This window comes from Pseudomonas putida (genome assembly GCF_028682395.1).
Classification (GTDB): Bacteria; Pseudomonadota; Gammaproteobacteria; order Pseudomonadales; family Pseudomonadaceae; genus Aquipseudomonas; species Aquipseudomonas putida_AB.
In genome coordinates this window covers 268,859-292,128 of sequence record NZ_JANHLC010000001.1, presented here as the reverse complement: position 1 = coordinate 292,128, position 23,270 = coordinate 268,859, and the positions used below count along the sequence as shown (strand labels likewise).

General features: G+C 61.6%; 23 protein-coding genes. 13 read left to right on the top strand and 10 right to left on the bottom strand.

Going from position 1 to position 23,270, the window contains the following annotated elements; genetic code table 11:
• Positions 1 to 16: 16 nt before the first annotated feature.
• Together NPS46_RS01380 and NPS46_RS01375 are read right to left on the bottom strand one after the other, a co-directional pair.
• On the bottom strand, positions 17 to 2,521 hold the full coding sequence (locus NPS46_RS01380; protein WP_274104598.1) for an ABC transporter permease: 2,505 nt from the start codon (positions 2,519 to 2,521) through the stop codon (positions 17 to 19).
• The gene (locus NPS46_RS01375) at positions 2,521 to 3,204 is read right to left on the bottom strand and encodes an ABC transporter ATP-binding protein (RefSeq protein WP_274104597.1); all 684 of its coding nucleotides are present in this window, start codon (positions 3,202 to 3,204) and stop codon (positions 2,521 to 2,523) included. The genes NPS46_RS01380 and NPS46_RS01375 overlap by 1 nt, the downstream gene beginning before the upstream one ends.
• Before the next feature lie 10 nt (positions 3,205 to 3,214).
• On the opposite strand from NPS46_RS01375, the gene NPS46_RS01370 reads away from it, so the two are divergent.
• The 3 genes from NPS46_RS01370 (at position 3,215) to NPS46_RS01360 (ending at position 5,230) form a co-directional block, all read left to right on the top strand.
• Complete coding sequence (locus NPS46_RS01370; protein WP_274104596.1) at positions 3,215 to 3,820, top strand: arylesterase; 606 nt, start codon at positions 3,215 to 3,217, stop codon at positions 3,818 to 3,820.
• Positions 3,821 to 3,878: 58 nt separating this feature from the next.
• Complete coding sequence (locus tag NPS46_RS01365) at positions 3,879 to 4,172, top strand: hypothetical protein (protein WP_274104595.1); 294 nt, start codon at positions 3,879 to 3,881, stop codon at positions 4,170 to 4,172.
• 86 nt (positions 4,173 to 4,258) lie between these two features.
• The gene (locus NPS46_RS01360; RefSeq protein ID WP_274104594.1) at positions 4,259 to 5,230 is read left to right on the top strand and encodes a L,D-transpeptidase family protein; all 972 of its coding nucleotides are present in this window, start codon (positions 4,259 to 4,261) and stop codon (positions 5,228 to 5,230) included.
• 124 nt (positions 5,231 to 5,354) lie between these two features.
• Here NPS46_RS01360 and oprI read toward each other — a convergent pair whose 3' ends face one another.
• Positions 5,355 to 5,606, bottom strand: coding sequence for an outer membrane lipoprotei OprI (gene oprI, locus NPS46_RS01355; protein ID WP_003172710.1), 252 nt, complete (start codon positions 5,604 to 5,606; stop codon positions 5,355 to 5,357).
• A gap of 615 nt (positions 5,607 to 6,221) precedes the next feature.
• On the opposite strand from oprI, the gene NPS46_RS01350 reads away from it, so the two are divergent.
• Complete coding sequence (locus tag NPS46_RS01350) at positions 6,222 to 6,503, top strand: GNAT family N-acetyltransferase (protein WP_274104593.1); 282 nt, start codon at positions 6,222 to 6,224, stop codon at positions 6,501 to 6,503.
• Between the two features lie 59 nt (positions 6,504 to 6,562).
• Here NPS46_RS01350 and NPS46_RS01345 read toward each other — a convergent pair whose 3' ends face one another.
• Positions 6,563 to 7,639: a 3-deoxy-7-phosphoheptulonate synthase gene (locus tag NPS46_RS01345; RefSeq protein WP_274104592.1), complete on the bottom strand. Its 1,077-nt coding sequence runs from the start codon at positions 7,637 to 7,639 to the stop codon at positions 6,563 to 6,565.
• Positions 7,640 to 7,770: 131 nt separating this feature from the next.
• On the bottom strand, positions 7,771 to 8,205 hold the full coding sequence (locus NPS46_RS01340; protein WP_274104591.1) for a PilZ domain-containing protein: 435 nt from the start codon (positions 8,203 to 8,205) through the stop codon (positions 7,771 to 7,773).
• Positions 8,206 to 8,264: 59 nt separating this feature from the next.
• Here NPS46_RS01340 and NPS46_RS01335 point away from each other — a divergent pair, with 59 nt between their 5' ends.
• The 4 genes from NPS46_RS01335 to cysB all read left to right on the top strand — a co-directional run bounded on the left by NPS46_RS01335 (position 8,265) and on the right by cysB (position 11,224).
• The gene (locus NPS46_RS01335; RefSeq protein ID WP_274104590.1) at positions 8,265 to 8,591 is read left to right on the top strand and encodes a thioredoxin family protein; all 327 of its coding nucleotides are present in this window, start codon (positions 8,265 to 8,267) and stop codon (positions 8,589 to 8,591) included.
• Between the two features lie 47 nt (positions 8,592 to 8,638).
• The gene (locus NPS46_RS01330; protein WP_274104589.1) at positions 8,639 to 9,544 is read left to right on the top strand and encodes a 5'-nucleotidase; all 906 of its coding nucleotides are present in this window, start codon (positions 8,639 to 8,641) and stop codon (positions 9,542 to 9,544) included.
• 90 nt (positions 9,545 to 9,634) lie between these two features.
• Entirely contained in the window at positions 9,635 to 10,135 is a 501-nt protein-coding gene (locus NPS46_RS01325) for a universal stress protein (protein WP_274104588.1), read from the top strand.
• Positions 10,136 to 10,249: 114 nt separating this feature from the next.
• Complete coding sequence (gene cysB / locus NPS46_RS01320; protein WP_230732430.1) at positions 10,250 to 11,224, top strand: HTH-type transcriptional regulator CysB; 975 nt, start codon at positions 10,250 to 10,252, stop codon at positions 11,222 to 11,224.
• Positions 11,225 to 11,335: 111 nt separating this feature from the next.
• Here the strand turns inward: cysB and NPS46_RS01315 are convergent, their stop codons facing one another.
• Complete coding sequence (locus NPS46_RS01315) at positions 11,336 to 12,070, bottom strand: phosphoadenylyl-sulfate reductase (protein ID WP_274104587.1); 735 nt, start codon at positions 12,068 to 12,070, stop codon at positions 11,336 to 11,338.
• Between the two features lie 166 nt (positions 12,071 to 12,236).
• On the opposite strand from NPS46_RS01315, the gene thrH reads away from it, so the two are divergent.
• Complete coding sequence (thrH, locus tag NPS46_RS01310; protein WP_274104586.1) at positions 12,237 to 12,854, top strand: bifunctional phosphoserine phosphatase/homoserine phosphotransferase ThrH; 618 nt, start codon at positions 12,237 to 12,239, stop codon at positions 12,852 to 12,854.
• A 59-nt stretch (positions 12,855 to 12,913) separates the two neighbouring features.
• Here the strand turns inward: thrH and pabB are convergent, their stop codons facing one another.
• The 4 genes from pabB to NPS46_RS01290 form a co-directional block, all read right to left on the bottom strand.
• A complete protein-coding gene (gene pabB / locus NPS46_RS01305; RefSeq protein ID WP_274104585.1) occupies positions 12,914 to 14,257 on the bottom strand; it encodes an aminodeoxychorismate synthase component I in 1,344 nt (447 codons plus the stop codon).
• Positions 14,258 to 14,409: 152 nt separating this feature from the next.
• Complete coding sequence (locus NPS46_RS01300; protein ID WP_274104584.1) at positions 14,410 to 15,390, bottom strand: alpha-L-glutamate ligase-like protein; 981 nt, start codon at positions 15,388 to 15,390, stop codon at positions 14,410 to 14,412.
• Positions 15,390 to 16,922 (bottom strand): inactive transglutaminase family protein, encoded by a 1,533-nt coding sequence (locus NPS46_RS01295; RefSeq protein WP_274104583.1) that lies wholly within the window; start codon positions 16,920 to 16,922, stop codon positions 15,390 to 15,392. The genes NPS46_RS01300 and NPS46_RS01295 overlap by 1 nt, the downstream gene beginning before the upstream one ends.
• Before the next feature lie 5 nt (positions 16,923 to 16,927).
• Positions 16,928 to 17,464 carry an ATP-dependent zinc protease family protein gene (locus NPS46_RS01290; RefSeq protein WP_274104582.1) on the bottom strand — a complete coding sequence of 179 codons (537 nt, stop codon included), beginning with the start codon at positions 17,462 to 17,464 and terminating at the stop codon, positions 16,928 to 16,930.
• 281 nt (positions 17,465 to 17,745) lie between these two features.
• Between NPS46_RS01290 and NPS46_RS01285 the strand changes: the two genes are divergently transcribed.
• From NPS46_RS01285 to acnD, 4 genes are all read left to right on the top strand, one after another.
• On the top strand, positions 17,746 to 18,468 hold the full coding sequence (locus NPS46_RS01285; RefSeq protein WP_274104581.1) for a GntR family transcriptional regulator: 723 nt from the start codon (positions 17,746 to 17,748) through the stop codon (positions 18,466 to 18,468).
• The gene (gene prpB / locus NPS46_RS01280) at positions 18,465 to 19,364 is read left to right on the top strand and encodes a methylisocitrate lyase (protein WP_274104580.1); all 900 of its coding nucleotides are present in this window, start codon (positions 18,465 to 18,467) and stop codon (positions 19,362 to 19,364) included. The genes NPS46_RS01285 and prpB overlap by 4 nt, the downstream gene beginning before the upstream one ends.
• An 81-nt stretch (positions 19,365 to 19,445) precedes the next feature.
• Positions 19,446 to 20,573: a bifunctional 2-methylcitrate synthase/citrate synthase gene (prpC, locus tag NPS46_RS01275; RefSeq protein WP_274104579.1), complete on the top strand. Its 1,128-nt coding sequence runs from the start codon at positions 19,446 to 19,448 to the stop codon at positions 20,571 to 20,573.
• Positions 20,574 to 20,660: 87 nt separating this feature from the next.
• Positions 20,661 to 23,255 (top strand): Fe/S-dependent 2-methylisocitrate dehydratase AcnD, encoded by a 2,595-nt coding sequence (gene acnD / locus NPS46_RS01270; RefSeq protein WP_274104578.1) that lies wholly within the window; start codon positions 20,661 to 20,663, stop codon positions 23,253 to 23,255.
• Positions 23,256 to 23,270 lie beyond the last annotated feature (15 nt).

The following is a 23,270-nucleotide window of genomic DNA, read 5'->3' as shown; positions in this document are numbered from 1 at the left end:
AGAGGGCGCAAGTCTATCAGCCCTCGCGCAGGACGGTCAGGGGGCTGGCATTCAAGGCGCGGCGCGTGCCGAAAACGCCCGCGCCACCAATCAGCAATGCGCCCATCAGGGGCAACAGCAACAGCCATGGATGAGGCTGCCAGCTCAGGTCGAAGGCATAGCGGTACAGCACGAAACTGACCAGCTCGGTGCCCAGCGCGGCGAGCAGGCCGCTGGCTGCACCGAGTACGCCGAACTCGATACGCCGGGCCTTGATCAGCAGTCGGCGTTCGGCACCCAGGGCGCGCAGCAGCGCTCCCTGGCGGATGCGCTCGTCGAGCGTGGCCTGCAAGCCTGAGAACAGCACCGCCATCCCGGCGGCCAGCACAAACAACAGTACGTACTCCACCGCCAGGGTGACCTGGGCGAGGATACTGCGCAGTTGTTCGAGCAGGGCTTCGACCTGCAGGATAGTGACCGCAGGAAAGGCTCGTGACAGCTCGATGATCTGTGAATCATGGCCAGCGGCCAGGTAGAAACTGGTGAGGTAGGTGGTCGGTAGGTCCTGCAGGGTGCCGGGCTGGAAGATCATGAAGAAGTTGGGCTTGAAGTTGTCCCAGTCGACCTCGCGCAGGCTGGTGACCCGCACCTCGCGGTTTTCACCGCCGATGGTGAACACCAGGTGATCGTCGAGCTTGATCTTCAGGTTCTCTGCCACCTTGCTTTCCACTGAAACGCCAGGGACCTCGTCACCTGTGTGGGGTGTCCACCACTGGCCGGCCGTCAGGCGATTACCAGGTGGCAGCTCGGCGGCCCAGGTCAGGCTCAGGTCGCGCTGGATCGCACGGTCGCCGCTGGATTCCTTGGTGACGATATCCTGTACCGGGGCGCCATTGATGCTGATCAGGCGTCCGGGGATGACCGGATACAAGGGCGCGGCCTGGGCCGAAAGCTGCTCCAGGCGCGCATTGAAGGCGTCTTTTTCGGCCGGCAGGATATTCAGCGCGAAATAGTTGGGCGCGTCGGGTGGCAGCTGATTTTGCCAGGTGTCCAGCAGCTCCCCGCGCAACAGGGCGATCAACGCCATGGACAGCAGGATCAGGCCAAAGGCCAGGGACTGCCCGGCCGCAGCCAATGGATGGCGCAGTAACTGGCCCAGGCCCAGGCGCCAGGGAAGCGAAGCACCCGCCAGCAGGCGGCGCAGGCTTTGCAGCGCCAGCAGGAGCAGGCCGCCGAGCAGGACGGCGGCAATGACTCCACCGCCGAGCAGGGCAAACGTCAGCAACAGGTCCAGGCTCAGGCGCCACATGATTAGGCCCAGCGCGAGCAGTGCCGCGCCATAGACCAGCCAACTGCTGGCGGGCACGGGCAGCATATCGCGGCGCAGGACCCGCAGCGGTGGGACTCGACCCAGCGCTGCGAGGGGCGGCAGGGCAAAGCCGGTGAGGGCGACCAGGCCGGTACCGATCCCGGCCAGGGCCGGCAGCAGGCCCCCAGGTGGTACAGCAGCCGGTAGCAGGTCGTGCAGCAGGTAGAACAGGCCCAATTGGGCCAGCCAGCCCAATAGGGCGCCAGCCAGGCTGGCCAGTAGCCCGAGCAGGAGCAACTGCGCGCTGAACAGCAGCATGGCTTCGCGGCGCGACAAGCCCAGGCATCGCAGCAGCGCGCTGGCGTCAAAGCGTCGGCTGGCAAAGCGATTGGCCGACAGGGCGACAGCAACGCCGGACAGCAGGACCGCGACCAGGCTGGCCATATTCAGGTAGCGCTCGGCTTTACCCAATGCACCGCCGATCTGTTGGTTGCCATCGCGGGCATCCTGCAGGCGCTGATTGGCGGCCAGCCCGGGCTTGAGCAGTTCCCGGTACGTCTGCAGGGCGCTGGGTGTGCCGCGCCACAGTTCGCGGAAGCTGACACGGCTGCCCGGTTGGACCACGCCGGTGGCCTGCAGGTCGGCAAGGTTGATCATCACGCGCGGGGTCAGGCTATAGAAGTTGCCGGCACGGTCCGGTTCATAGGTCAACACATGGGTCAGGCGCAGGGTTTTGCTGCCAACATCGATGCTGTCGCCAATCTTCAGGTCCAGGGCTGCCAGAAGCCGTGCTTCGGCCCAGGCTTCGCCGGGTTGCGGGCGCCCGCCTGCGGTTTCCGGGCCATAGAGCACGCTGGCGCTCTTCAGCTCGCCGCGCAGGGGGTAGTGGTCGTCGGCCGCCTTGACGCTGGCCAACTGGATGCCGTTGTCGGTGGCGATCACGCTGGAAAACTCAACCACCTGGGCATGATCCAGGCCCAGTTCGCGGCCGATGCGAATCTGCTCGGAGCGGGCGGGCGAGCTGCCTTCGAGCAGCAGGTCGGCGCCAAGGAACTCGGTCGCGCGCAAGAGCATGGCGCCATTGAGGCGAGCACCGAAGTAGCCGATGGCGGTACTGGCGGCCACGGCCACCAGCAGCGCGAAGAACAGAACCCGTAATTCACCGGCGCGGGCGTCGCGCAACAGTTGGCGGGTGGCGAGGCTGAACAGGCGCAATAGCGGCAGGCGTGCCATCAAGGCTCCAGGGGGGCGACCAGATGGCCGGCTTCGAGGCGGATCAGGCGCCGGCAACGGTGGGCCAGGCGTTCATCGTGGGTGACCAGTACCAGCGTGGTGCCGCGTTCGCGGTTAAGGTCGAAGAGCAGGTCGCTGATACGCTCGCCGGTATGGCTGTCGAGGTTGCCGGTGGGTTCGTCGGCAAACAGCACGGCCGGTTCGGCGGCAAACGCCCGGGCAATGGCGACCCGCTGCTGCTCGCCACCGGAGAGCTGGCGGGGCGAGTGGCTCAGGCGCTGGCCGAGACCCACGCGCTCGAGCAGTTCGCGGGCGCGCTCACGGGCGTCTTTGCGGCCATCGAGCTCCAGCGGCAGCATGACGTTTTCCAGGGCATTGAGGCTGTCGAGCAGTTGGAAGGACTGGAACACGAAACCGACATGCTCGGCGCGCACGCGTGCGCGTTGGTCTTCATCAAGTGTGCTGAAGGCCTGGCCGGCGAGCGTGACTTCGCCGCTGCTGGGCAGGTCGAGGCCGGCGAGCAGGCCGAGCAGGGTGGATTTGCCCGAGCCCGACGCGCCGACGATAGCCAGGCTGTCGCCGCTGCTCAATTGCAGGCTCAGGGGGTGCAGGATGGTCAGTTCGCCTTCCGCGCTGGGAACCACTTTGCTAAGGTTCTGCGCGGTGAGAATGCTTTCGCCCATGGAGAATCCGATGCGTGTGTGGTTTTTGAGTGTTGCCCTGGCCTTGATGTGCCTGGCCCAGAATGCAACAGCAGGTACGGTGTTGATCGTTGGCGATAGTATCAGCGCGGGTTTCGGCCTGGATACCCGCGAGGGTTGGGTCGCGTTGCTGGAGAAGCGCCTGAAGCAGGAAGGTTTTGACGACAGGGTCGTCAATGCCTCGATCAGTGGTGATACCAGTGCCGGAGGCCAGGCACGCCTGCCAGCACTGCTTGCAGCGCATAAACCGGATCTGGTGATCCTGGAGTTGGGAGGCAACGATGGCCTGCGTGGGCAGCTTCCTACGCAATTGAAACAAAATCTTGCGTCGATGATTGAGCAAGCCCGGAAGGCGGGCGCGAAGGTGCTGCTGTTGGGCATGCAGTTGCCGCCTAATTACGGGGTTCGTTATACCCAGGCGTTTGCCAGGGTCTATAGCGAACTGGCCGAGGAAAAAAACGTCGCGCTGGTGCCGTTTTTCCTCAAGGGCGTGGGCGGGCATCCCGAGTTGATGCAGGCCGATGGCTTGCACCCTGCGGTCGGTGCCCAGGGGCAATTGCTGGAGAATGTCTGGCCGACGCTAAAACCGCTGCTTTGACGCTTTTCTAGCGACGGCCTTTCGGCTAAGGTGGCGCCCCCGAAATCTGGAGCCCCCGATGCAGCGTCCTGCCTGGTCTTTGTATGCCTATCAACTGATCGAGCCCGACGAACAGCTCGATCTGTTCGCCTGCCAGGAGGTTCGGGTGCATCTGGTCGCACGCCAATTGGAATTGGGCGGTTCGGCCGACCGTACCTTGTGCGGTACATTGCTGCCCGCGCAGCCGCGTTTGCTGTGCGTCGATAAACTGATTTTTCGGGATCAGCGTCTGTGCCCGCTATGTCGGGCTATTCTCGAAGCACAGAAGCGCGGTACACCGCCGATCTGGCCGGAGCTGCGCTTCGAGCTTTGAGCCCGTGGGCTGCCTCCCGCAGCCATAGGTGGCGGTGTACAATCGCCTTCTTTAATTTCACGTCGATTATGCGAAGGATTTTCCGGATGTTGTCGCGCTTTCCTGCCGTCACCCGCTATCTGTCAGTTGCCGCGCTTTGCCTGAGCGGCCCCGTATCGGCGTTGGAATTGCCGCTGCCTGCGCCGGGCGAGGATATCGTCGGTCAGGTCCAGGTGGTGAAGGCCAAGTATGAAGATACGTTCGCCGATCTGGGCACTACCTACGACCTGGGTTATCTGGAGATGGTGGCGGCCAACCCCGGTGTCGATCCGTGGTTGCCGGGGGCCGGCACCGATGTCGTGCTGCCGACGCGCTTCATTCTGCCGCCGGGCCCGCGCGAGGGCATCGTGATCAACCTGGCAGAATACCGCCTGTACTACTTCCCCAAGGGCCGCAACGTGGTCTACACCTTCCCGTTGGGGATTGGTCGTGAAGGCTGGGGCTCGCCGATTGCCAAAACCAGCATCACCGCGAAGACGCCGAACCCGACCTGGACCCCGCCAGCCTCGATCAAGGCCGAGCACGCGGCCGATGGCGATCCGCTGCCCAACGTGGTGCCGGCTGGTCCGGACAACCCGCTGGGGCCTTTCAAGTTCACCCTGGGTGTACCGGGTTACCTGATCCATGGCTCGAACAAGAAGTTTGGCATTGGCATGCGCACCAGCCATGGCTGCTTCCGCATGTTCAACAACAACGTGCTGGAAATGGCCGGCATGGTGCCGGTGGGCACCCCGGTCAGGATCATCAACGAGGCGTACAAGTTCGGCGTCAGTGGTGGCAAGGTTTATCTGGAGGCCCACGCGCCACTGGATGACAAGGGCAACCCCTCGGTCGTCGACAAGCATACGGCTGTGATCAACGCCCTGCTCAAGCGTGAAGACCTGGCCAATAATGTGCAAATGAACTGGGATATGGTGCGCGACGTAGTTGCCGCTGAAGAGGGGCTGCCGGTCGAGATCGCAGTGCCGCGTACGCCGTCTTACACCCCACAGGCGCCGGTTGACCTGCAGCCATACTAAATCGCGGGCTGAGCCCGTCGAAGCCGAGTGCTTTCGACGGGCTTTTTATTGCCTGGGTATAACCGCAGGCAATAAAAAAGCCGACCCATAAATGGGTCGGCTTGGTAACAATCCCGAAGGACTATTACTTGCGGCTTGCTTTTTCAAGCATGCGCAGAGCGCGCTCGTTAGCTTCGTCAGCAGTCTGTTGTGCTTTTTGAGCAGCAGCCAGAGCTTCATCAGCTTTACGGTAGGCTTCGTCAGCACGAGCCTGGGAGCGAGCTGCTGCGTCTTCTGTAGCAGTCAGACGAGCTTCGGTTTCTTTGGATACGCTGCTGCAACCGGTAGCCAGAACTGCGGCCAGAGCCAGAGCAGAGAATTTCAGAACGTTGTTCATCGTGTTCCCCTTCAAGGACTTTCTATTAATAGCTATTAGCTCAGAGTGAGGTAATAGCCGGCGTACATACTACCCATTACTTGTAGTAAGTAAACTGACGTAACGCAAGAAGCAAAAAAAATTCTGTGACGCCTATCCACTTCAGCTAACTTTTCACGAATGAGTATAAAAAACACCCAGCTGTAAGGTAGACCAGCAGCGGTCCGCTTGACTCTTGGCGAGTAAAGCCGTGAGTCGCCTTTCTATAAGTTTCTGGCACTCTTTTAGTGCCTGTCGAGAGAGTGTCGTGCATCTAGTGTTGATCGCGAAGTGACTTTAAAAGTGGGCGCTCGTCTCAACCCACAACATTCGGCAATGTTCAGGCGCGTGACGAGGCTAAACCTCGCTTGCCCGCTTTCTAGATAATCCAGAGCTGCGTGAGCCCAGGCCGGGCAATGACGACGAGTGCGCCTTGAGCAATTGCGCGATTGGTGCCTACTATTTGTAACGTGCTCTTGTCAGAGAACGGCAAAGCTCTTCTCGGTGTCCATATAGGCACGGGGTGGCGTAGATGTTCCTTCGCCGGACAAACATCGGTAAGGTAGGGGTCAAAATACAGACCCGCGAGGAGTAGTGATGAGCGAGGCGTTGTCCATCCACCATGACCAGGCTGGTCATCAGTTCGAGACCAATGTGGACGGTCATCGTGCCTACCTGACTTATATGGACCTGGGTAAGCAGACCCTGGATATCTACCGGACCTTTGTGCCCAACGCACTGCGTGGCCGTGGTATCGCGGCGGCACTCACCGAGCAGGCCCTCGAGTATGCCGAGCAAATGGGCTACACGGTGATTCCGTCCTGCTCCTACGTGGAGCGCTATATGGAACGCCACCAGCGAAACGCCGCAAAGATCTAGACAGGGCACCATAGAAAACGCCGGGCTTGGCCCGGCGTTTTTGTGTCTGCTGTTTAATCCTAGCCGCGTGCGCGCTTGGGCAGAACGTCCTTGAGCTTGGCATGCATGCCGCGCAGGGTTTTTTCGGTACTGGCCCAGTCGATGCAGGCGTCGGTGATGGAAACACCGTACTGCAGTTCGTCGAGGTTCTTCGGAATGGACTGCGCGCCCCAGTTCAGGTGGCTCTCGACCATCAGGCCGATGATCGACTGGTTGCCTTCGAGGATCTGGTTGGCTACGTTCTCCATGACCAGCGGTTGCAGTGCTGGATCCTTGTTGGAGTTGGCGTGGCTGCAGTCGACCATGATGTTCGGGCGGATGCCGGCTTTGCTCAGGGCCTGTTCGCACAGGGCGACGCTCACCGAATCGTAGTTCGGCTTGCCGTTGCCGCCGCGCAAGACCACGTGGCCGTAGGCGTTGCCTTTGGTGGTGACGATCGACACGCCACCTTCCTGGTTGATCCCCAGGAAGCGGTGTGGGCTGGACACCGATTGCAGGGCATTGATCGCCACGGTCAGGCCGCCGTCGGTGCCGTTCTTGAAGCCGACGGCCGAAGACAGGCCGGAAGCCATTTCACGGTGGGTCTGGGATTCGGTGGTGCGGGCGCCGATGGCCGACCAACTGATCAGGTCCTGCAGGTATTGCGGGGAAATCGGATCGAGGGCTTCCGTCGCCGTCGGCAGGCCTTTCTCGGCCAGGTCCAGCAGCAGTTGGCGGCCGATATGCAGACCGTCCTGGATCTTGAAGGAGTCATCCAGGTACGGGTCGTTGATCAGGCCTTTCCAGCCGACCGTCGTGCGCGGCTTTTCAAAGTACACGCGCATGACCAGGTAGAGGGTGTCGGACACTTCTTCGGCCAGGACCTTGAGGCGGTCGGCGTACTCGTGAGCCGCTTTGATATCGTGGATCGAGCAGGGCCCGATAACGACGAACAGGCGATGATCCTTGCCGTCGAGAATGTTGCGAACCACTTCGCGACCCTGGGTCACGGTGCGCAGTGCGGCGGGGCTCAAGGGAATTTCATGCTTGAGCTGATCCGGAGTGATCAGGGTTTCGTTGGAGGCAACGTTAAGGTCGTCGATCGGTAAATCAGCCATCGTGTTACTCGTCAGGTCACGGGTGCCGGCCGCCAGCAATCCCCGTGCAGCGGAGCACAGCATGATTGAGCGCAACGGGGAGCGGAACCTTAGCGCGTTAACCCGCTGCTCGACAATGGGCAGCGACGGGTTTAATCCGCCCCCTGGCGCCTGAATAAACGGTTCACCTGCTCATGGGAGAACTCGGCGGCGTGTTGTTCGACCCATTCCAGGGCCAGGGCGGCAGGGTCGCAGGTGTTTGCCAGTTGCTGGCAGTGGCGTTCAATCCGGCAGATCTGTTCGACCATGCGTGCGCCAAACAGGGTCTGTTCATCGGTAAAGGCGATGCCGACCAGATAGCCCCGCTTGCGCTTTAGGCACCAGGCAACGAACCCGGAATAACAGGCCAGTGGACCCAGGCTGGGGATGCGCATCTGCAGGGCGGTGCCGCAGCGCCAGGCGCGTGGGGATTGGCAGGCCACACCGCCGAGGCTGATAGTGTGCAGCCGCCCCCGGGAAATATCGGGCTGCTCGCCCAGTGTCAGTTGGACTGGCACGTCACTGGGGTGGGGCAGGAAGCGCGCCATGGACGAGAACTCCTGTTGTGGGCTCTTCGATTTTGTTTTCGACCAGTATAGTGAAGGCCATGGAACTGACCGATTTCGATGTGGACAAGTGTCTGCTCGCCTTGCCAGGCGTATCCCTGCTGATTTTTACCAGTGCCGGTTGCGCCAGTTGTCGCTGGGCTCGTGTGCATTTACCGGGGCTGGCGCTGCCTGTCGCGCGCTTGTGCTGGATCGATGCCAGCGACAATGGTGGGGCGGTCGAGCGCTATGGGGTCTTTCATCTGCCGGCGCTGTTCGTTGTCCGCGATGGCGAGTTCTACGGGGCCCTGCACGCGCGGCTCGATGCCGCCGAGTTGAGTGCCCAGCTGGAAATGGCCCTGGGCCGGGTTCCCGAAGACCTGCCTTGAACGTGTTGCCAGATTTGCCCCAATCAATGATGAACCCGGAGAAGAACATGGCCAAAGGTTTGACTGACAAGCTGGTACTGGCGATTTCTTCGCGAGCGCTGTTCGATCTCAGCGATAGCCATAAGGTCTATCTGGCCCAGGGGGTGGAAGCCTATCGTAAGTACCAGATCGACCATGAGGAAGAGACGCTAGAGCCCGGGGATGCCTTCCCGCTGGTCAAGAAGCTGCTGAGCCTGAACGCCAGCCTGGGTCGTTCGCGGGTCGAAGTGGTCCTGGTGTCGCGCAACAGCGCTGATACCGGGTTGCGCGTGTTCAATTCGATCCAGCACTACGGGCTGGATATTTCCCGTGCGGCCTTTGTCGGTGGACGCAGCCCTTACCCTTATCTCGCGGCATTTGGCTGCCATTTGTTTTTGTCGACCCACGCCGATGATGTGCGCAGTGCCCTGGATGCCGGTTTTGCGGCGGCCACCATTCTTTCCGGAGGCGCACGGCGGGCGGCCAGCGGCGAGTTGCGGATCGCGTTCGATGGCGATGCCGTGCTGTTTTCCGACGAGTCGGAGCGTGTCTATCAGGCGGGCGGCCTGGAAGCGTTCCAGGCCAGTGAGCGACAGTCTGCCCGCGAGCCTTTACGGGGTGGCCCGTTCAAGGGGTTCCTGGCGGCGCTCAACCTCTTGCAGCGCGAGTTTCCCGAAGCCTCCTGCCCGATTCGCACGGCGTTGGTCACCGCGCGTTCGGCGCCGGCCCATGAGCGGGTGATCCGCACCTTGCGTGAGTGGGATATCCGTCTGGATGAGTCGCTGTTTCTTGGCGGCCTGGAAAAGTCGGCATTTCTCGAGGCGTTCGCTGCCGATGTGTTTTTCGATGACCAGGCCGGCCACTGCGAAAAGGCCCGGGAAGTGGTCGCCACCGGCCATGTGCCCCATGGCATCAGCAACGAGCAAGAGATTTAGGGATATTGCGTTGTTTCGCGTAAGACTTGTATTCGTCAGGGCGCTGCTAAGCTGAATCCATCTCCGTCATTTGGGCATTTGGGAGGTCGCATGATTCACTCCATGCTGTACGCCACCGACCTTGGTCTCTACGCTCCCTATGTCATGCAGCATGCACTGGCACTGGCGCGAACCTTCAAAGCCGACTTGTATGTGGTGCATGCCGTAGAACCCATGGGATTGTTTGCTGAATCGGTGTTGCAGAGTTATCTCGATGAACAGGCCCTGAATGATTTCCACAGCCAGGGGCTGAGCGCGGTAATGGCCAGTATCGAGCAGCGGGTACTGGACAGTTTTCGAGAGGAGTTGGGGGAGGGGCAGCAGGACCTGGCGACCATCCAGTCAGTGCGGGTGATTCAGGGCGACCCGGCCCAGGTGATTCTCGACCAGGCAGCCAAATTGTCGGTTGACCTGTTGATCGTCGGCAGCCATACCCAGGGAGCCGGTGGTGAGATCCCGCTGGGGCGCACGGCGGCGCGGGTTCTGCAGCTGTCCCAGGTGCCGGTTTACCTGGTGCCGCTATTGCAACGGCGCCGGCATGGCGATGTCTGAGGGGAGGCATCTGCGTCGTTTTGATAAAAAGTTCTAGATTTATTGCTTCAACCATTAATATAGTTATATACCGTCGCTGATACCTGTGGCGTCTATCTGCTTTGAGGGAATGATATGAAGCTTCAACAACTGCGCTACATCTGGGAAGTGGCGCACCACGACCTCAACGTTTCGGCAACCGCTCAAAGCCTTTACACCTCCCAACCGGGTATCAGCAAACAGATCCGCCTGCTCGAAGATGAGCTGGGCGTCGAGGTGTTTGCCCGTAGCGGCAAGCATCTGACCCGCGTGACGCCAGCCGGCGAGCGGATTATCACCACCGCTGGTGAGATCCTGCGCAAGGTCGAGAGCATCAAGCAGATCGCCCAGGAGTTCTCCAACGAGAAAAAGGGCACCCTGTCGATTGCTACCACCCACACCCAGGCGCGCTATGCATTGCCGCCGGTGATCAGCAACTTTATCAAGCAGTACCCCGACGTCGCGCTGCATATGCACCAGGGGTCGCCGATGCAGATCGCCGAAATGGCCGCCGACGGCACCGTCGACTTTGCCATTGCCACCGAGGCGCTGGAGTTGTTCGGTGACCTGGTGATGATGCCGTGCTACCGCTGGAATCGTTGCGTGGTGGTGCCCCAGGGGCACCCATTGACCAAGCTGCCGAAGTTGACCCTCGAAGCGCTGGCCGAATACCCGATCGTGACCTACGTCTTCGGTTTTACCGGCCGCTCTAAGCTTGACGAAGCCTTCAGCCACCGGGGGCTGACGCCCAAGGTGGTGTTCACCGCGGCCGACGCCGACGTGATCAAGACCTATGTGCGCCTCGGTCTGGGTGTGGGGATCGTCGCCAAGATGGCGGTCGATACCAAGCTCGACAGCGATCTGGTCGTGCTCGATGCCAGCGAGCTGTTCGAGTCCAGCGTGACCAAGATCGGTTTCCGTCGCGGCACCTTCCTGCGTGGCTTTATGTGCGACTTTATCGAGAAATTTGCCCCGCACTTGACCCGTGAAGTCATGGCCAAGGCGATCCAGTGCCATAACAAGCAAGAGTTGGAAGAGTTGTTCGAAGGCGTCGAATTGCCAGTGCACTGATACCGGCACAGATCAAAAAGCCCCGACTGGTTCGGGGCTTTTTGGTGAATGGCGCTTTGTCTTCTGTCGCGGCGGCCTCGCTTGCGAGCAGGTTTCCAGATCTCGCGCGCTTCAGGCCTTGCTGATCAGATTGCCAGCGTGCAGGCCACATTCCTTTTGCGTGGCTTCTTCCCACCACCAGCGACCTTCACGTTCGTGCTGGTTTGGCAGGACGGGGCGGGTGCAGGGTTCGCAGCCAATGCTGATAAAACCGCGCTCGTGCAGGCTGTTGTAGGGCAGCTCGAGCATGCGGATATAGCCCCAGATCTCCTCGCTGCTCATCTGGGCCAACGGGTTGAACTTGTACAGCGTGCGCTCGGGTGTGGAGAACGCACTGTCGATTTCCAGGACCGCGACCTGGCTGCGGGTGCCGGGGCTCTGGTCGCGGCGCTGGCCGGTCGCCCAGGCGGTCACGCCCGCCAGCTTGCGGCGCAGCGGTTCGATTTTGCGGATGCCGCAGCATTCGCCATGGCCGTCCTTGTAGAAACTGAACAGGCCCTTTTCCTTGACGAAGGGTTCGAGCCGGGTCTGGTCCGGCGAGACCAGCTCGATCTGGATCTGGTAGTGCTCGCGCACCTGCTCGATAAAGCGATAGGTCTCGGGGTGCAGGCGACCGGTGTCGAGGCTGAAGACCTTGACGTTCTTGTTCAGTTTCCAGGCCATATCGACCAACACCACGTCCTCGGCGCCGCTGAAGGAGATCCACAGCTCATCGCCGAACTGGGCGAAGGCCAGCTTGAGGATGTCCTGGGCAGACTTGTTGGCATATGTCGCGGCGAGTTCAGCGACGTCGAACGGTTGGCTCATCAGGCGGCTTCCTACAGTCATTGGCGCTTTGCGCTCGTATAGGCGGGCGATATTAACAAAAAACCAACGGCTACTGGCCCGTTCCTCTGCGTTGCAGAGCCCGCGACGAGTCGCTAGAGTGCCGGCTCGCTTCGTTCAACTACCTTTAAAAATCTAGGAGTGTCCTGTGGAAATTGCCTGTCTCGATCTGGAAGGGGTACTGGTTCCGGAAATTTGGATCGCCTTTGCCGAGAAAACCGGTATTGAATCGCTGAGGGCAACCACCCGGGATATCCCCGACTACGACGTGTTGATGAAGCAGCGCCTGCGGATCCTCGACGAGCATGGCCTCAAGCTGTCGGATATCCAGGAAGTGATTGCTACGCTCAAGCCCCTGGACGGTGCCATCGAGTTCGTCAACTGGTTGCGCGAGCGCTTCCAGGTGGTGATTCTCTCCGATACATTCTATGAGTTTTCCCAGCCGCTGATGCGTCAACTGGGCTTCCCGACGCTGCTGTGCCACCGCCTGATTACCGACGAGACCGATCGCGTGGTCGGCTATCAGCTGCGTCAGAAGGATCCCAAGCGTCAATCGGTACTGGCATTCAAGAGCCTGTACTACCGGATCATCGCTGCCGGTGACTCGTACAACGACACCACCATGCTGGGCGAGGCCGATGCCGGGATTCTGTTCCATGCCCCGGAGAATGTGATTCGCGAGTTTCCGCAGTTCCCGGCCGTGCACACTTTTGCCGACCTGAAGCAGGAATTCCTCAAGGCGTCCAATCGTAAGCTGAGCCTGTAAGGGCGATTTGGCCGCTGGCGGTGCATCGTGTGCCGCCAGCGGTTCCTGTTATCCCGATCCTAAAGACTCTGCAAGGTATCGAGCAGCACCTTCACCTTGGTGATCGACTCCTGATATTCGTCCTGCCACACCGAGTCGGCCACAATCCCGCCGCCGCCCCAGCAGCAGACCTGCCCCGCCTTGACCAGCAGGCTGCGGATCGCGATCGAGCTGTCCATTTCCCCCCGCACATCCAGATACAGCAGTGAGCCGCAGTAGAGGCCGCGTCGTGTCGGCTCCAGTTCGTCGATGATCTGCATGGCGCGAATCTTGGGCGCGCCGGTGATCGAGCCGCCGGGGAAGCTGTCGGCGATCAGGTCCAGGGCGTCCTTGTCGGCCGCCAGCTCGCCGGTCACGCTGCTGACCAGGTGATGGACATTGGGGTAGCTTTCCAGGCTGAACAGCTCCGGCACACGGACCGACCCTGTGCGGCAGGTGCGGCCCAGGTCGTTGCGCAGCAGGTCGACGATCATCAGGTTTTCCGAGCGATCCTTGGCGCTGGCCAGCAACTCGCTCGCATTGGCTGCATCCTCGCAGGGCTCGTGACTGCGTGGGCGGGTGCCCTTGATCGGACGTGTTTCGACCTGGCGCTGGCTGACCCGTACGAAGCGTTCGGGCGAGAGGCTCAGAATCGCATCGCCATCCGGCAGGCTCTGAAAGCCCGAGAATGGCGTTGGGCAGGCTCGGCGCAGCGCTTGATAGGCCACCCAGGGATCGCCCTGGCAGGCGGCGCGAAAACGTTGGGTAAAGTTGACCTGGTAGCAGTCGCCCGCCTGGATATAAGCCTGGATACGTTCGATGGCCTGGCGGTACTCATCGATGGCGAGGTCGGGGCGCATGGGGGCTGCCAGTCGGAAGGTGCTGCTCTGCACCACGGCTGGCTGGCCAAAACACTGGATCAATCGCTCGCGCTGGGCCGGCGCCAGGCTGGGATGAAACACCAGTTGGCTGGTGCCCAGTTGGTGATCGCTGATCAGGGCCCAGGCATATAGGCCGAAACGTGCGTCCGGCAGGTGCAGGTCATCCTGGGCCTGACCGGGCAGGTTTTCCAGGCGCCGGCCAAAGTCATAGCTCAGGTAACCGATCAGTCCGCCGGCGAATGGCAGCTCCAGGGGCGCTGGCAGGCAGGCGTCGCCCAGTGTGGCGAGGGCATTGCGCAGGCGGTGGGTAAAGGCGCGGCCGCTTTCATCCGGCAAGACCGTCAGTTCTTCTTCGGGCCAGGCACTCAGCAGATCGTAGCGCCCGCGCTCGGCCACGGGCCGGCCACTGTCGAGCAGGATCGCACCGGGGGCGTGGCGGATCACCGCGAAGTAGTCGGCGGGGTCAGGGCGATAAGGCAGGGGGTGTACGGAACAGGTCGACATGAGCGGGGTAAATCAGCCATGGAGTGCGCGGCTGGCGATTGTAGTCCCCTGTGGGACTGGCTCCTAGAGGGGATGTCGTCCAGGCATGCCGCGAGGGCGTTTGCCGAACAGGCCCGCGCCCTGGGAGGGGGCGGGCTCGATCATCGGCAGCGTCAGGCGGGCGGGACGTGCCCGAACAGCTCCTGGGCAAAACGTACGCGCTCTTCGGGGGTTTCCTGGATGCCTTTGGCTGCCAGCTCTTCCAGATGGGCTTCGACCGCGTGGGTGCGATGGGTCAGGCCGCAATCGTTGGCAATCTGGATATTCAGGCCGGGGCGGGCGTTGAGTTCCAGAATCAGCGGGCCCTTGTCCTGGTCCAGCACCATGTCCACGCCGATATAGCCCAGGCCGCACAACTCATAGCAGCCCGCGGCCAGCTTCATGAAGCCGTCCCAGTTGGGCAGTTGCACGCCGTCTACCGCATTGGTGGTGTCCGGGTGCTTGCTGATGATGTTGTTCAGCCAGGTGCCGCGCAGGGTCAGGCCGGTCGCCAGGTCGACACCCACGCCGATGGCGCCCTGGTGCAGGTTGGCCTTGCCGCCGGACTGGCGTGTGGGTAGGCGCAGCATGGCCATGACCGGGTAGCCCATGAGCACGATGATGCGGATATCCGGCACGCCTTCGTAGCTGATGCTCTTGAAGATCTGGTCGGGGGTGACCCGGTACTCGATCAGCGCCCGATCGCGGTGTCCGCCCAGGGAATAGAGGCCGGTCAGGATGCTGGAAATCTGGTGCTCGATTTCCTCATGGCTGATGATCTTGCCGGACACGGTGCGGTAGCGATCCTCGAAGCGGTCGGCGATCACCAGGATGCCGTCACCGCCGGCGCCCTGGGCCGGCTTGATCACGAAGTCGCTGCGCCCGCCGATGATTTCGTCGAGCTTGTCGATTTCCTTCTCGGTGGAAATGATCCCGTACATTTCCGGCACATGGATGCCGGCCTCGATCGCCCGCTCCTTGGTGATGATCTTGTCATCGACAATCGGGTACAGATGGCGCTTGTTGTACTTGAGGACATAGTCCGCATTGCGCCGGTTGATACCCATGATGCCCTTGGCTTCCAGGGCCTTCCAGGTTTTCCAGAAACCGAACATCAGGCTTTTTCCTTCAGGAAGGCCTTGAAGCGCACCAGCTCGGTCAGGCGGTAGCCGCGATAGCGACCCATCGCCAGCATGAAGCCGACCAGAATCAGCAGGACTGCCGGGAAGGTGAACACGAAGTAGATCAGTTCCGGCACGCTCATCAGCAGGTGGGCGATGGACGCGGCGAACAGCGTGCCGATCGCGACCTTCATGGCGTGGCCACCGCCGCGCTCTTCCCAGGTGATCGACAGGCGTTCAATGGTCATGGTCAGGATCACCATCGGGAACAGTGCGACCGACAACCCGCGTTCCAGGCCCAGTTTGTGGCTAAACAGGCTGATGGCGGCGATCAGCACGACCACAAAGGTCAGCACCACCGACAGGCGCGGCAGCATCTGCAGCTTGAGATGCTCCAGGTAGGAGCGTAGCGACAGGCCCAGGGCGGTAATGATGGTGAACAGCACAATACCGAAGCCCAGCTGGGTTTCACGGAAGGCCAGGGCGATCAGGACCGGGGTGAATGTGCCGAGGGTCTGCAGGCCGATCAGGTTGCGCAGGACCAGGATCACCAGGACGCCAATCGGGATCATCACCATGATCATGAAGGTCTGCTGGGTCTGCAGCGGCAGGCCGTACAGCGAGTATTCGAGGAAGTCGGCGTCGGTGTTCTCGTCGGTCAGCTTGGCCAGGCGGATGGCGTTCATCTCGCTGTTGTTCAGGCTGAAGCTGACGTTGGCTTTCTTGCCGCCATCGACGGTGATCAGGTTGTCATCGCCGGTCCACCAGAGCAGGCGGTCGCTGGGCAGGCCTTGTTCGCCGGTGTCCGGGTTGAAGTACAGCCAGTCCGTGCCATTGAAGCTGCGCAGCCACAATTCGGGGCTTTGCGGCTGATCGGCGACCAGGCGGATGGTATGGACTTTTTCCAGTGGCACGTGGGCAATCGACAGCAGGAGTTCGATGACCTTGGCCTTGTGCGGCGTCGACGTGTCGCCGGCCAGCAACAGCTTGACGTTGTCGTCGTTGAGATTGTTGACCCGCTTGATGGTTTCGCCAATAAAGGTCTCGACATCCGCCGAGTGCTGGCGGATCGGCGCGAGCAGGGCTTCGGCAGCGATTTTTTCCGGGCCTTCGATGGCAATGCTGTCGCGGAAGGTCGGGCCTTTGACCTTGACCTTCTCGGCGGTGTAGCGCTTGGTCAGCACCAGGCGGTAGTAGAGGGTCTGGTTGCCGTTGGCGCGGCGCGCGGACCAGGTCACCTTGCGGTTGCCGTCGACCCGATTGACGCTTACGCCATAGTTGTTGGAGATAAAGCTCTCATTGAGGCTGACGTAGTCGCGACTCAGTGGCGGCACGAACATCTGCACCTTCACCGGGTCCTTGCCCGTGGCGACGAACTCGACCTTGGCGTCGATGTTCCACAGGTCGTCGGTTTCATCCTCGGTCACCGGGATGCCGAGCACGAAGATCTGATAGGCCGTAACCGTGATCCCCAGAACGACCAGGATGGCGATCAGGACTTTCAGATGAAGGGTAAGAGAACGCATGTGAATTACTCTGCGGTTTGAGCGTCGGTGGCGCAGGCAGGCTTGCCAGCAGCGTATTTAAGGCTAGGGTCGACCAGCGCGTCGAAGTGTTTGAGCGCTTCGGAGCCAATCAGCAACGGGTATTGGAAGGCGCTGCGATCGGTCAAGTTCACTTCGATCGTGCGCAAGGCAGTGCCCATGCAGATATCCAGGTTGATCACCGGGCGGGCCGTGTAGGCCTTGCCCTCGTCCGGGTCGTAGTCGCCGGAGCGGCGCTTGATCTTGCTGACGCGGGCCAGCGGGCGTTCGATGGGGTGCGAGTGAGCGGCGTCGATGGCCAGGTAGAAACGGACCCAGCTCTCGCCATTGCGCTTGAAGCGCTTGATATCGCGGGCACTGAGGGAGGCCGTCTTGGCGCCGGTGTCGAGTTTGGCAGCGACCTCCAGGTCGAGCCCGGCCAGGCGCGCATATTCATTCAGGCCGTAGACGGTTTTCTCGCCCGCCACGCTGAGGCCTGGCAGGCAGAGTAGGCAACACAACAGGGGGAAATGCTTGAGTCTCATAAATCCAGACGCTGTCTCGTGCAATCTTGGTTCAAGGTGACCGGCAGTACAGCGCAAGCTTCCTCGTGCATCTGTCAGAAAAACATGACAGTTAAGGCGTCTCTCGACGCGGCCGGCATTCTAGCATGCTGATTGTGTGGCGCCAGCGTTGACGGGGCTCTTTATAGGGCAGGAGAAATCAGCGGTTTATTAGACGATTGTCGACAATAGCTATTTTTACTTTGACTGTATGCGGGTAAATCGCTAGTTTTGACGGTATTGATTTTTAAGGTGTCGACAATATGTTGGATCAGCTGGAATCTACGGCTTCTGCCCAGGTCGACTCGGAAACCCTCTCCGAGAACGTCTTCCGGCGTATCCAGGCGGCAATCGTCCAGGGCGATATCGCGCCGGGCAGCAAGATCTCGGAGCCGGAACTGGCGCGCACGTACGGTATCAGCCGTGGACCGCTGCGCGAGGCGATCCATCGCCTGGAAGGCCAGCGTCTCCTGGTGCGTGTGCCCCACGTCGGGGCTCGGGTGGTGTCCCTCAGCCAGGCCGAACTGATCGAACTCTATGAAATTCGCGAATCCCTCGAAGGCATGGCATGCCGCCTGGCAGCCGAACGCATGAGCGATGAGCAGATCGCCGAGTTGCGTCAGGTGCTCGACACCCATGAGCGCGATGCGGCGTTTCAGGCCGGCGTCGGCTACTACCAGCAGGAAGGTGATTTCGACTTCCACTACCGCATCATCCAGGGCAGCGGCAACCGCACCCTGACGCAGATGCTTTGTGGCGAGCTGTATCAACTGGTGCGCATGTACCGCATCCAGTTCTCCGCGACGCCCAACCGCCCACGCCAGGCGTTTGCCGAACACCACCGAATTCTCGATGCCATTGCCGATCGCGACGGCGAATTGGCCGAGTTGTTGATGCGCCGCCATATCGGCGCCTCGAAACGCAATATCGCGCGCCACTACCAGGACGGCGCCCAACAGACAGCCACTCCACGAGGTGAGTCATGACCCAGGGTTTCAACAAGAACACGCCCGGCCAACGTTTCCGCGATGCGGTCGCCAGCGAACATCCTTTGCAAGTGGTCGGCGCGATCAATGCCAACCATGCGCTGCTGGCCAAACGTGCCGGTTTCAAGGCGATCTACCTGTCGGGTGGCGGCGTCGCGGCGGGCTCCCTCGGGGTGCCGGACCTGGGCATTACCGGCCTGGATGACGTGCTCACCGACGTGCGCCGCATCACCGATGTCTGCGACCTGCCGCTGTTGGTGGATGTCGACACCGGTTTCGGTTCCTCGGCCTTCAACGTTGCCCGTACCGTCAAGTCGATGATCAAGTTCGGCGCTGCCGCGATCCATATCGAAGACCAGGTCGGGGCCAAGCGCTGCGGCCACCGTCCGAACAAGGAAATCGTGTCTCAGCAAGAGATGGTCGACCGCATCAAGGCCGCCGTCGATGCCCGCACCGATGACAGTTTCGTGATCATGGCGCGTACCGATGCGCTGGCGGTCGAAGGGCTGGAAGCGGCGTTGGACCGGGCGGCGGCGTGCATTGAGGCGGGCGCCGATATGGTCTTCCCCGAGGCCATCACCGAGCTTGAGATGTACAAGATCTTTGCCGACCGGGTCAAAGCCCCGATCCTGGCCAACATCACCGAATTCGGCGCGACCCCGCTGTACACGACCGAACAACTGAAATCGGTGGATGTTTCCCTGGTGCTGTACCCGCTGTCGGCGTTCCGCGCAATGAACAAGGCGGCCGCGAACGTCTACGGCGCGATCCGCCGCGACGGCACCCAGCAAAACGTGATCGACACCATGCAGACCCGCATGGAGCTCTACGATGCCATCGACTACCACGTCTTCGAACAGAAGCTCGATGCATTGTTTGCCCAGAAAAAAAGCTGAGCAGGATCCCGCCGGCGCCCCGAACCGTGTCGCCGCCGGCGGGAGTGGTACTCCCTAACAAATTCAAGATTGGAGCGAACAATGGCTGAAGCAAAAGTATTGAGTGGTGCCGGACTGCGTGGCCAGGTGGCCGGGCAGACAGCCCTGTCGACCGTCGGCCAGGCGGGTGCCGGCCTGACCTATCGTGGCTACGACGTGCGTGAACTGGCCGCCGAGGCGCGCTTCGAGGAAGTCGCCTACCTGCTGCTCTACGGCGACCTGCCAACCCAGGCCCAACTGGCGGCCTATATCGGCAAGCTGCGGACCTTGCGTGACCTGCCGCAAGCCTTGAAGGAAGTGCTCGAGCGCATTCCTGCCCAAGCCCACCCGATGGATGTGATGCGCACTGGCGCTTCGTTCCTTGGCAACCTGGAGCCCGAAGGCGATTTCTCCCGCCAGCACGATGCCACCGACCGGCTGCTGGCCGCGTTCCCGGCGATCATGTGCTACTGGTATCGCTTCAGCCATGAAGGCCTGCGCATCGATTGCGTGACCGACGAAGAATCCCTGGGCGGGCATTTCCTGCACCTGTTGCACGGCAAGACCCCGAGCGAGCTGCACCGCAAGGTGATGGACGTGTCGCTGATCCTTTACGCCGAGCACGAATTCAACGCCTCGACCTTTACCGCTCGGGTCTGTGCCTCGACGCTGTCCGACCTGTTCTCCTGCGTGACCGCAGCCATTGGTTCGTTGCGCGGCCCACTGCATGGCGGTGCCAACGAAGCCGCGATGGAGATGATCGAGCGCTTCCAGACCCCGGCAGAGGCCATCCAGGGCACCCTGGGCATGCTTGAGCGCAAGGACAAGATCATGGGCTTCGGCCACGCGATCTACAAAGACAGCGACCCGCGCAACGAGGTCATCAAGGGCTGGTCGAAACAGCTCGCCGATGAAGTCGGTGACACCGTGCTGTTCCCGGTGTCCGAAGCCATCGACAAGACCATGTGGGAGCAGAAGAAGCTCTTCCCCAACGCCGACTTCTACCATGCCTCGGCGTACCACTTCATGGGGATCCCGACCAAGCTGTTCACGCCGATCTTCGTGTGCTCGCGCCTGACGGGCTGGGCTGCCCACGTGTTCGAACAGCGCGCCAACAACCGCATTATCCGTCCGAGCGCCGAGTACATCGGCGTTGAACAGCGCAAGTTCGTGCCAATCGAACGCCGCTGACCGGCGCCGGCCACCACCCCGCGTCTACGGACGACGGGGTGGGGACTGGCCGGTTCCCCGACCTTACCGTGATCGAGTCCCCACACCATGAACACTGAACACCGCAAATCCTTGCCCGGCACCGCGCTGGACTATTTCGATGCTCGCGCGGCCGTCGAGGCGATCAAGCCCGGCGCCTACGACACGCTGCCCTACACCTCTCGCGTACTGGCCGAGAACCTGGTGCGTCGCTGCGATCCGGCGACGCTCAAGGCGTCCCTGGGGCAGTTGATCGAACGCAAGCGTGACCTGGACTTTCCGTGGTTTCCGGCGCGCGTGGTGTGCCATGACATTCTTGGCCAGACCGCACTGGTCGACCTGGCCGGCCTGCGGGATGCCATCGCTTCCCAGGGCGGTGATCCCGCGTTGGTCAACCCGGTGGTGCCGACCCAGTTGATCGTCGACCACTCCCTGGCCGTGGAATGCGGCGGCTACGACCCGGAGGCGTTCACCAAGAACCGTGCTATCGAAGATCGGCGTAATGAAGACCGTTTCCACTTTATCAACTGGACCAAGAAGGCCTTCAAGAACGTCGACGTGATTCCGCCAGGCAACGGCATCATGCACCAGATAAACCTGGAGAAAATGTCGCCGGTGATCCAGGCCCGTGAAGGCGTGGCATTCCCTGATACTTGCGTAGGCACCGACAGCCATACGCCCCATGTCGATGCGCTGGGTGTGATCGCCATCGGCGTGGGCGGCCTGGAAGCTGAAAGCGTGATGCTGGGGCGCGCCTCGTGGATGCGTTTGCCAGAGATCGTCGGCGTCGAACTGACCGGTCGCCTGCAACCGGGCATTACTGCCACCGATATGGTACTGGCGCTGACCGAATTCCTGCGCAAGCAGAAAGTGGTGGGGGCGTACCTGGAGTTCTTCGGCGAAGGCGCCGCGGCACTGACCCTGGGCGACCGGGCGACCATTTCCAACATGGCCCCGGAATACGGCGCCACGGCGGCAATGTTCTATATCGACCAGCAGACCATCGACTACCTCAAGCTTACCGGCCGCGAAGACGAGCAGGTGCGCCTGGTCGAGACCTACGCCAAGCAGACCGGGCTGTGGGCCGAGAGCCTCAAGCGCGCCGAATACGAGCGTGGCCTGCAATTCGACCTGTCCTCGGTCGTGCGCAATATGGCGGGCCCCAGCAACCCCCACGCCCGTGTCGCCACCAGCGACCTGGCAGCCAAGGGGATCAGCGGGCAATGGGACGAGGTGCCTGGGCAAATGCCGGATGGCGCGGTGATCATTGCGGCCATCACCAGTTGCACCAACACCAGCAACCCGCGCAACGTGATTGCCGCCGGCCTGCTGGCGCGCAATGCGAACAAGCTCGGGCTGACCCGCAAGCCGTGGGTCAAATCGTCCCTGGCGCCTGGTTCGCGAACTGTGGAAATGTATCTGGAGGAGGCCGGGCTGGGCAGCGATCTGGAGCAACTTGGCTTTGGTATCGTGGCGTTTGCCTGCACCACCTGCAACGGCATGTCCGGTGCGCTGGACCCGGTAATCCAGCAGGAAATCATCGACCGCGACCTGTATGCCACGGCCGTGTTGTCGGGTAACCGCAACTTCGACGGGCGTATCCATCCTTACGCCAAACAGGCGTTCCTCGCGTCACCGCCGCTGGTGGTCGCCTACGCCATTGCCGGGACCATCCGTTTCGATATCGAGAAGGATGTACTGGGCCTGGACACCGAGGGCCGGGAAATCCGCCTGAAGGATATCTGGCCCAGCGACGAAGAAATCGATGCGGTGGTCAAGGCGTCGGTCAAGCCGGAGCAGTTCCGCAAGGTTTATATCCCGATGTTCGCCGTTCAGGAAGACACCGGGCCGAAGGTCAGCCCGCTCTACGACTGGCGCCCGATGAGCACCTATATTCGCCGTCCGCCGTACTGGGAAGGGGCGTTGGCCGGTGCGCGGCCGCTCAAGGGCATGCGCCCGCTGGCGGTGCTGCCGGACAACATCACCACGGATCACCTGTCGCCGTCGAACGCGATCATGCTCGACAGTGCCGCTGGCGAGTACCTGGCCAAGATGGGCCTGCCCGAAGAGGACTTCAACTCCTACGCGACTCACCGTGGCGACCACCTGACGGCTCAGCGCGCAACCTTTGCCAACCCGAAACTGTTCAATGAAATGGTCACGGAAAACGGCAAGGTCAAGCAGGGTTCCCTGGCCCGTGTCGAACCTGAAGGCCAGGTGATGCGCATGTGGGAAGCCATTGAAACGTACATGGAACGCAAGCAGCCGCTGATCATCATTGCCGGTGCGGACTACGGTCAGGGGTCGTCCCGTGACTGGGCGGCGAAGGGCGTGCGCCTGGCCGGTGTCGAGGCGATTGCCGCCGAGGGCTTCGAGCGTATCCACCGCACCAACCTGGTCGGCATGGGGGTCCTGCCGCTGGAGTTTGCCCCGGGCACCACGCGTCTGACCCTGGGTATCGACGGCACGGAAACCTACGACGTGGTCGGTGAGCGCACGCCGCGTGCAACCCTGACTTTGGTCATCCATCGCCGTAATGGCGAGCGTCTGGACGTGCCCGTGACCTGCCGCCTCGATACCGCCGAAGAAGTCTCGATCTATGAAGCGGGCGGCGTGCTGCAACGCTTTGCCCAGGACTTCCTCGAATCGAGTTCGGCCGCCTAAGTGAATTGCCGGGGC

What these genes read in the sequence shown, in the direction of transcription:
- acnD (WP_274104578.1), top strand. Translation starts at nt 20,661, where the DNA reads ATGAACACTGAACACCGCAAATCCTTGCCCGGCACCGCGCTGGACTAT.
- NPS46_RS01315 (WP_274104587.1), bottom strand. Translation starts at nt 12,070, where the DNA reads ATGAGCCAACCGTTCGACGTCGCTGAACTCGCCGCGACATATGCCAAC.
- cysB (WP_230732430.1), top strand. Translation starts at nt 10,250, where the DNA reads ATGAAGCTTCAACAACTGCGCTACATCTGGGAAGTGGCGCACCACGAC.
- NPS46_RS01325 (WP_274104588.1), top strand. Translation starts at nt 9,635, where the DNA reads ATGATTCACTCCATGCTGTACGCCACCGACCTTGGTCTCTACGCTCCC.
- oprI (WP_003172710.1), bottom strand. Translation starts at nt 5,606, where the DNA reads ATGAACAACGTTCTGAAATTCTCTGCTCTGGCTCTGGCCGCAGTTCTG.
- NPS46_RS01295 (WP_274104583.1), bottom strand. Translation starts at nt 16,922, where the DNA reads ATGCGTTCTCTTACCCTTCATCTGAAAGTCCTGATCGCCATCCTGGTC.
- NPS46_RS01345 (WP_274104592.1), bottom strand. Translation starts at nt 7,639, where the DNA reads ATGGCTGATTTACCGATCGACGACCTTAACGTTGCCTCCAACGAAACC.
- NPS46_RS01340 (WP_274104591.1), bottom strand. Translation starts at nt 8,205, where the DNA reads ATGGCGCGCTTCCTGCCCCACCCCAGTGACGTGCCAGTCCAACTGACA.
- NPS46_RS01285 (WP_274104581.1), top strand. Translation starts at nt 17,746, where the DNA reads ATGTTGGATCAGCTGGAATCTACGGCTTCTGCCCAGGTCGACTCGGAA.
- NPS46_RS01350 (WP_274104593.1), top strand. Translation starts at nt 6,222, where the DNA reads ATGAGCGAGGCGTTGTCCATCCACCATGACCAGGCTGGTCATCAGTTC.
- prpB (WP_274104580.1), top strand. Translation starts at nt 18,465, where the DNA reads ATGACCCAGGGTTTCAACAAGAACACGCCCGGCCAACGTTTCCGCGAT.
- NPS46_RS01300 (WP_274104584.1), bottom strand. Translation starts at nt 15,390, where the DNA reads ATGTTCGGTTTCTGGAAAACCTGGAAGGCCCTGGAAGCCAAGGGCATC.
- NPS46_RS01380 (WP_274104598.1), bottom strand. Translation starts at nt 2,521, where the DNA reads ATGGCACGCCTGCCGCTATTGCGCCTGTTCAGCCTCGCCACCCGCCAA.
- NPS46_RS01375 (WP_274104597.1), bottom strand. Translation starts at nt 3,204, where the DNA reads ATGGGCGAAAGCATTCTCACCGCGCAGAACCTTAGCAAAGTGGTTCCC.
- NPS46_RS01290 (WP_274104582.1), bottom strand. Translation starts at nt 17,464, where the DNA reads ATGAGACTCAAGCATTTCCCCCTGTTGTGTTGCCTACTCTGCCTGCCA.
- NPS46_RS01365 (WP_274104595.1), top strand. Translation starts at nt 3,879, where the DNA reads ATGCAGCGTCCTGCCTGGTCTTTGTATGCCTATCAACTGATCGAGCCC.
- NPS46_RS01330 (WP_274104589.1), top strand. Translation starts at nt 8,639, where the DNA reads ATGGCCAAAGGTTTGACTGACAAGCTGGTACTGGCGATTTCTTCGCGA.
- prpC (WP_274104579.1), top strand. Translation starts at nt 19,446, where the DNA reads ATGGCTGAAGCAAAAGTATTGAGTGGTGCCGGACTGCGTGGCCAGGTG.
- pabB (WP_274104585.1), bottom strand. Translation starts at nt 14,257, where the DNA reads ATGTCGACCTGTTCCGTACACCCCCTGCCTTATCGCCCTGACCCCGCC.
- NPS46_RS01360 (WP_274104594.1), top strand. Translation starts at nt 4,259, where the DNA reads ATGTTGTCGCGCTTTCCTGCCGTCACCCGCTATCTGTCAGTTGCCGCG.
- NPS46_RS01335 (WP_274104590.1), top strand. Translation starts at nt 8,265, where the DNA reads ATGGAACTGACCGATTTCGATGTGGACAAGTGTCTGCTCGCCTTGCCA.
- NPS46_RS01370 (WP_274104596.1), top strand. Translation starts at nt 3,215, where the DNA reads ATGCGTGTGTGGTTTTTGAGTGTTGCCCTGGCCTTGATGTGCCTGGCC.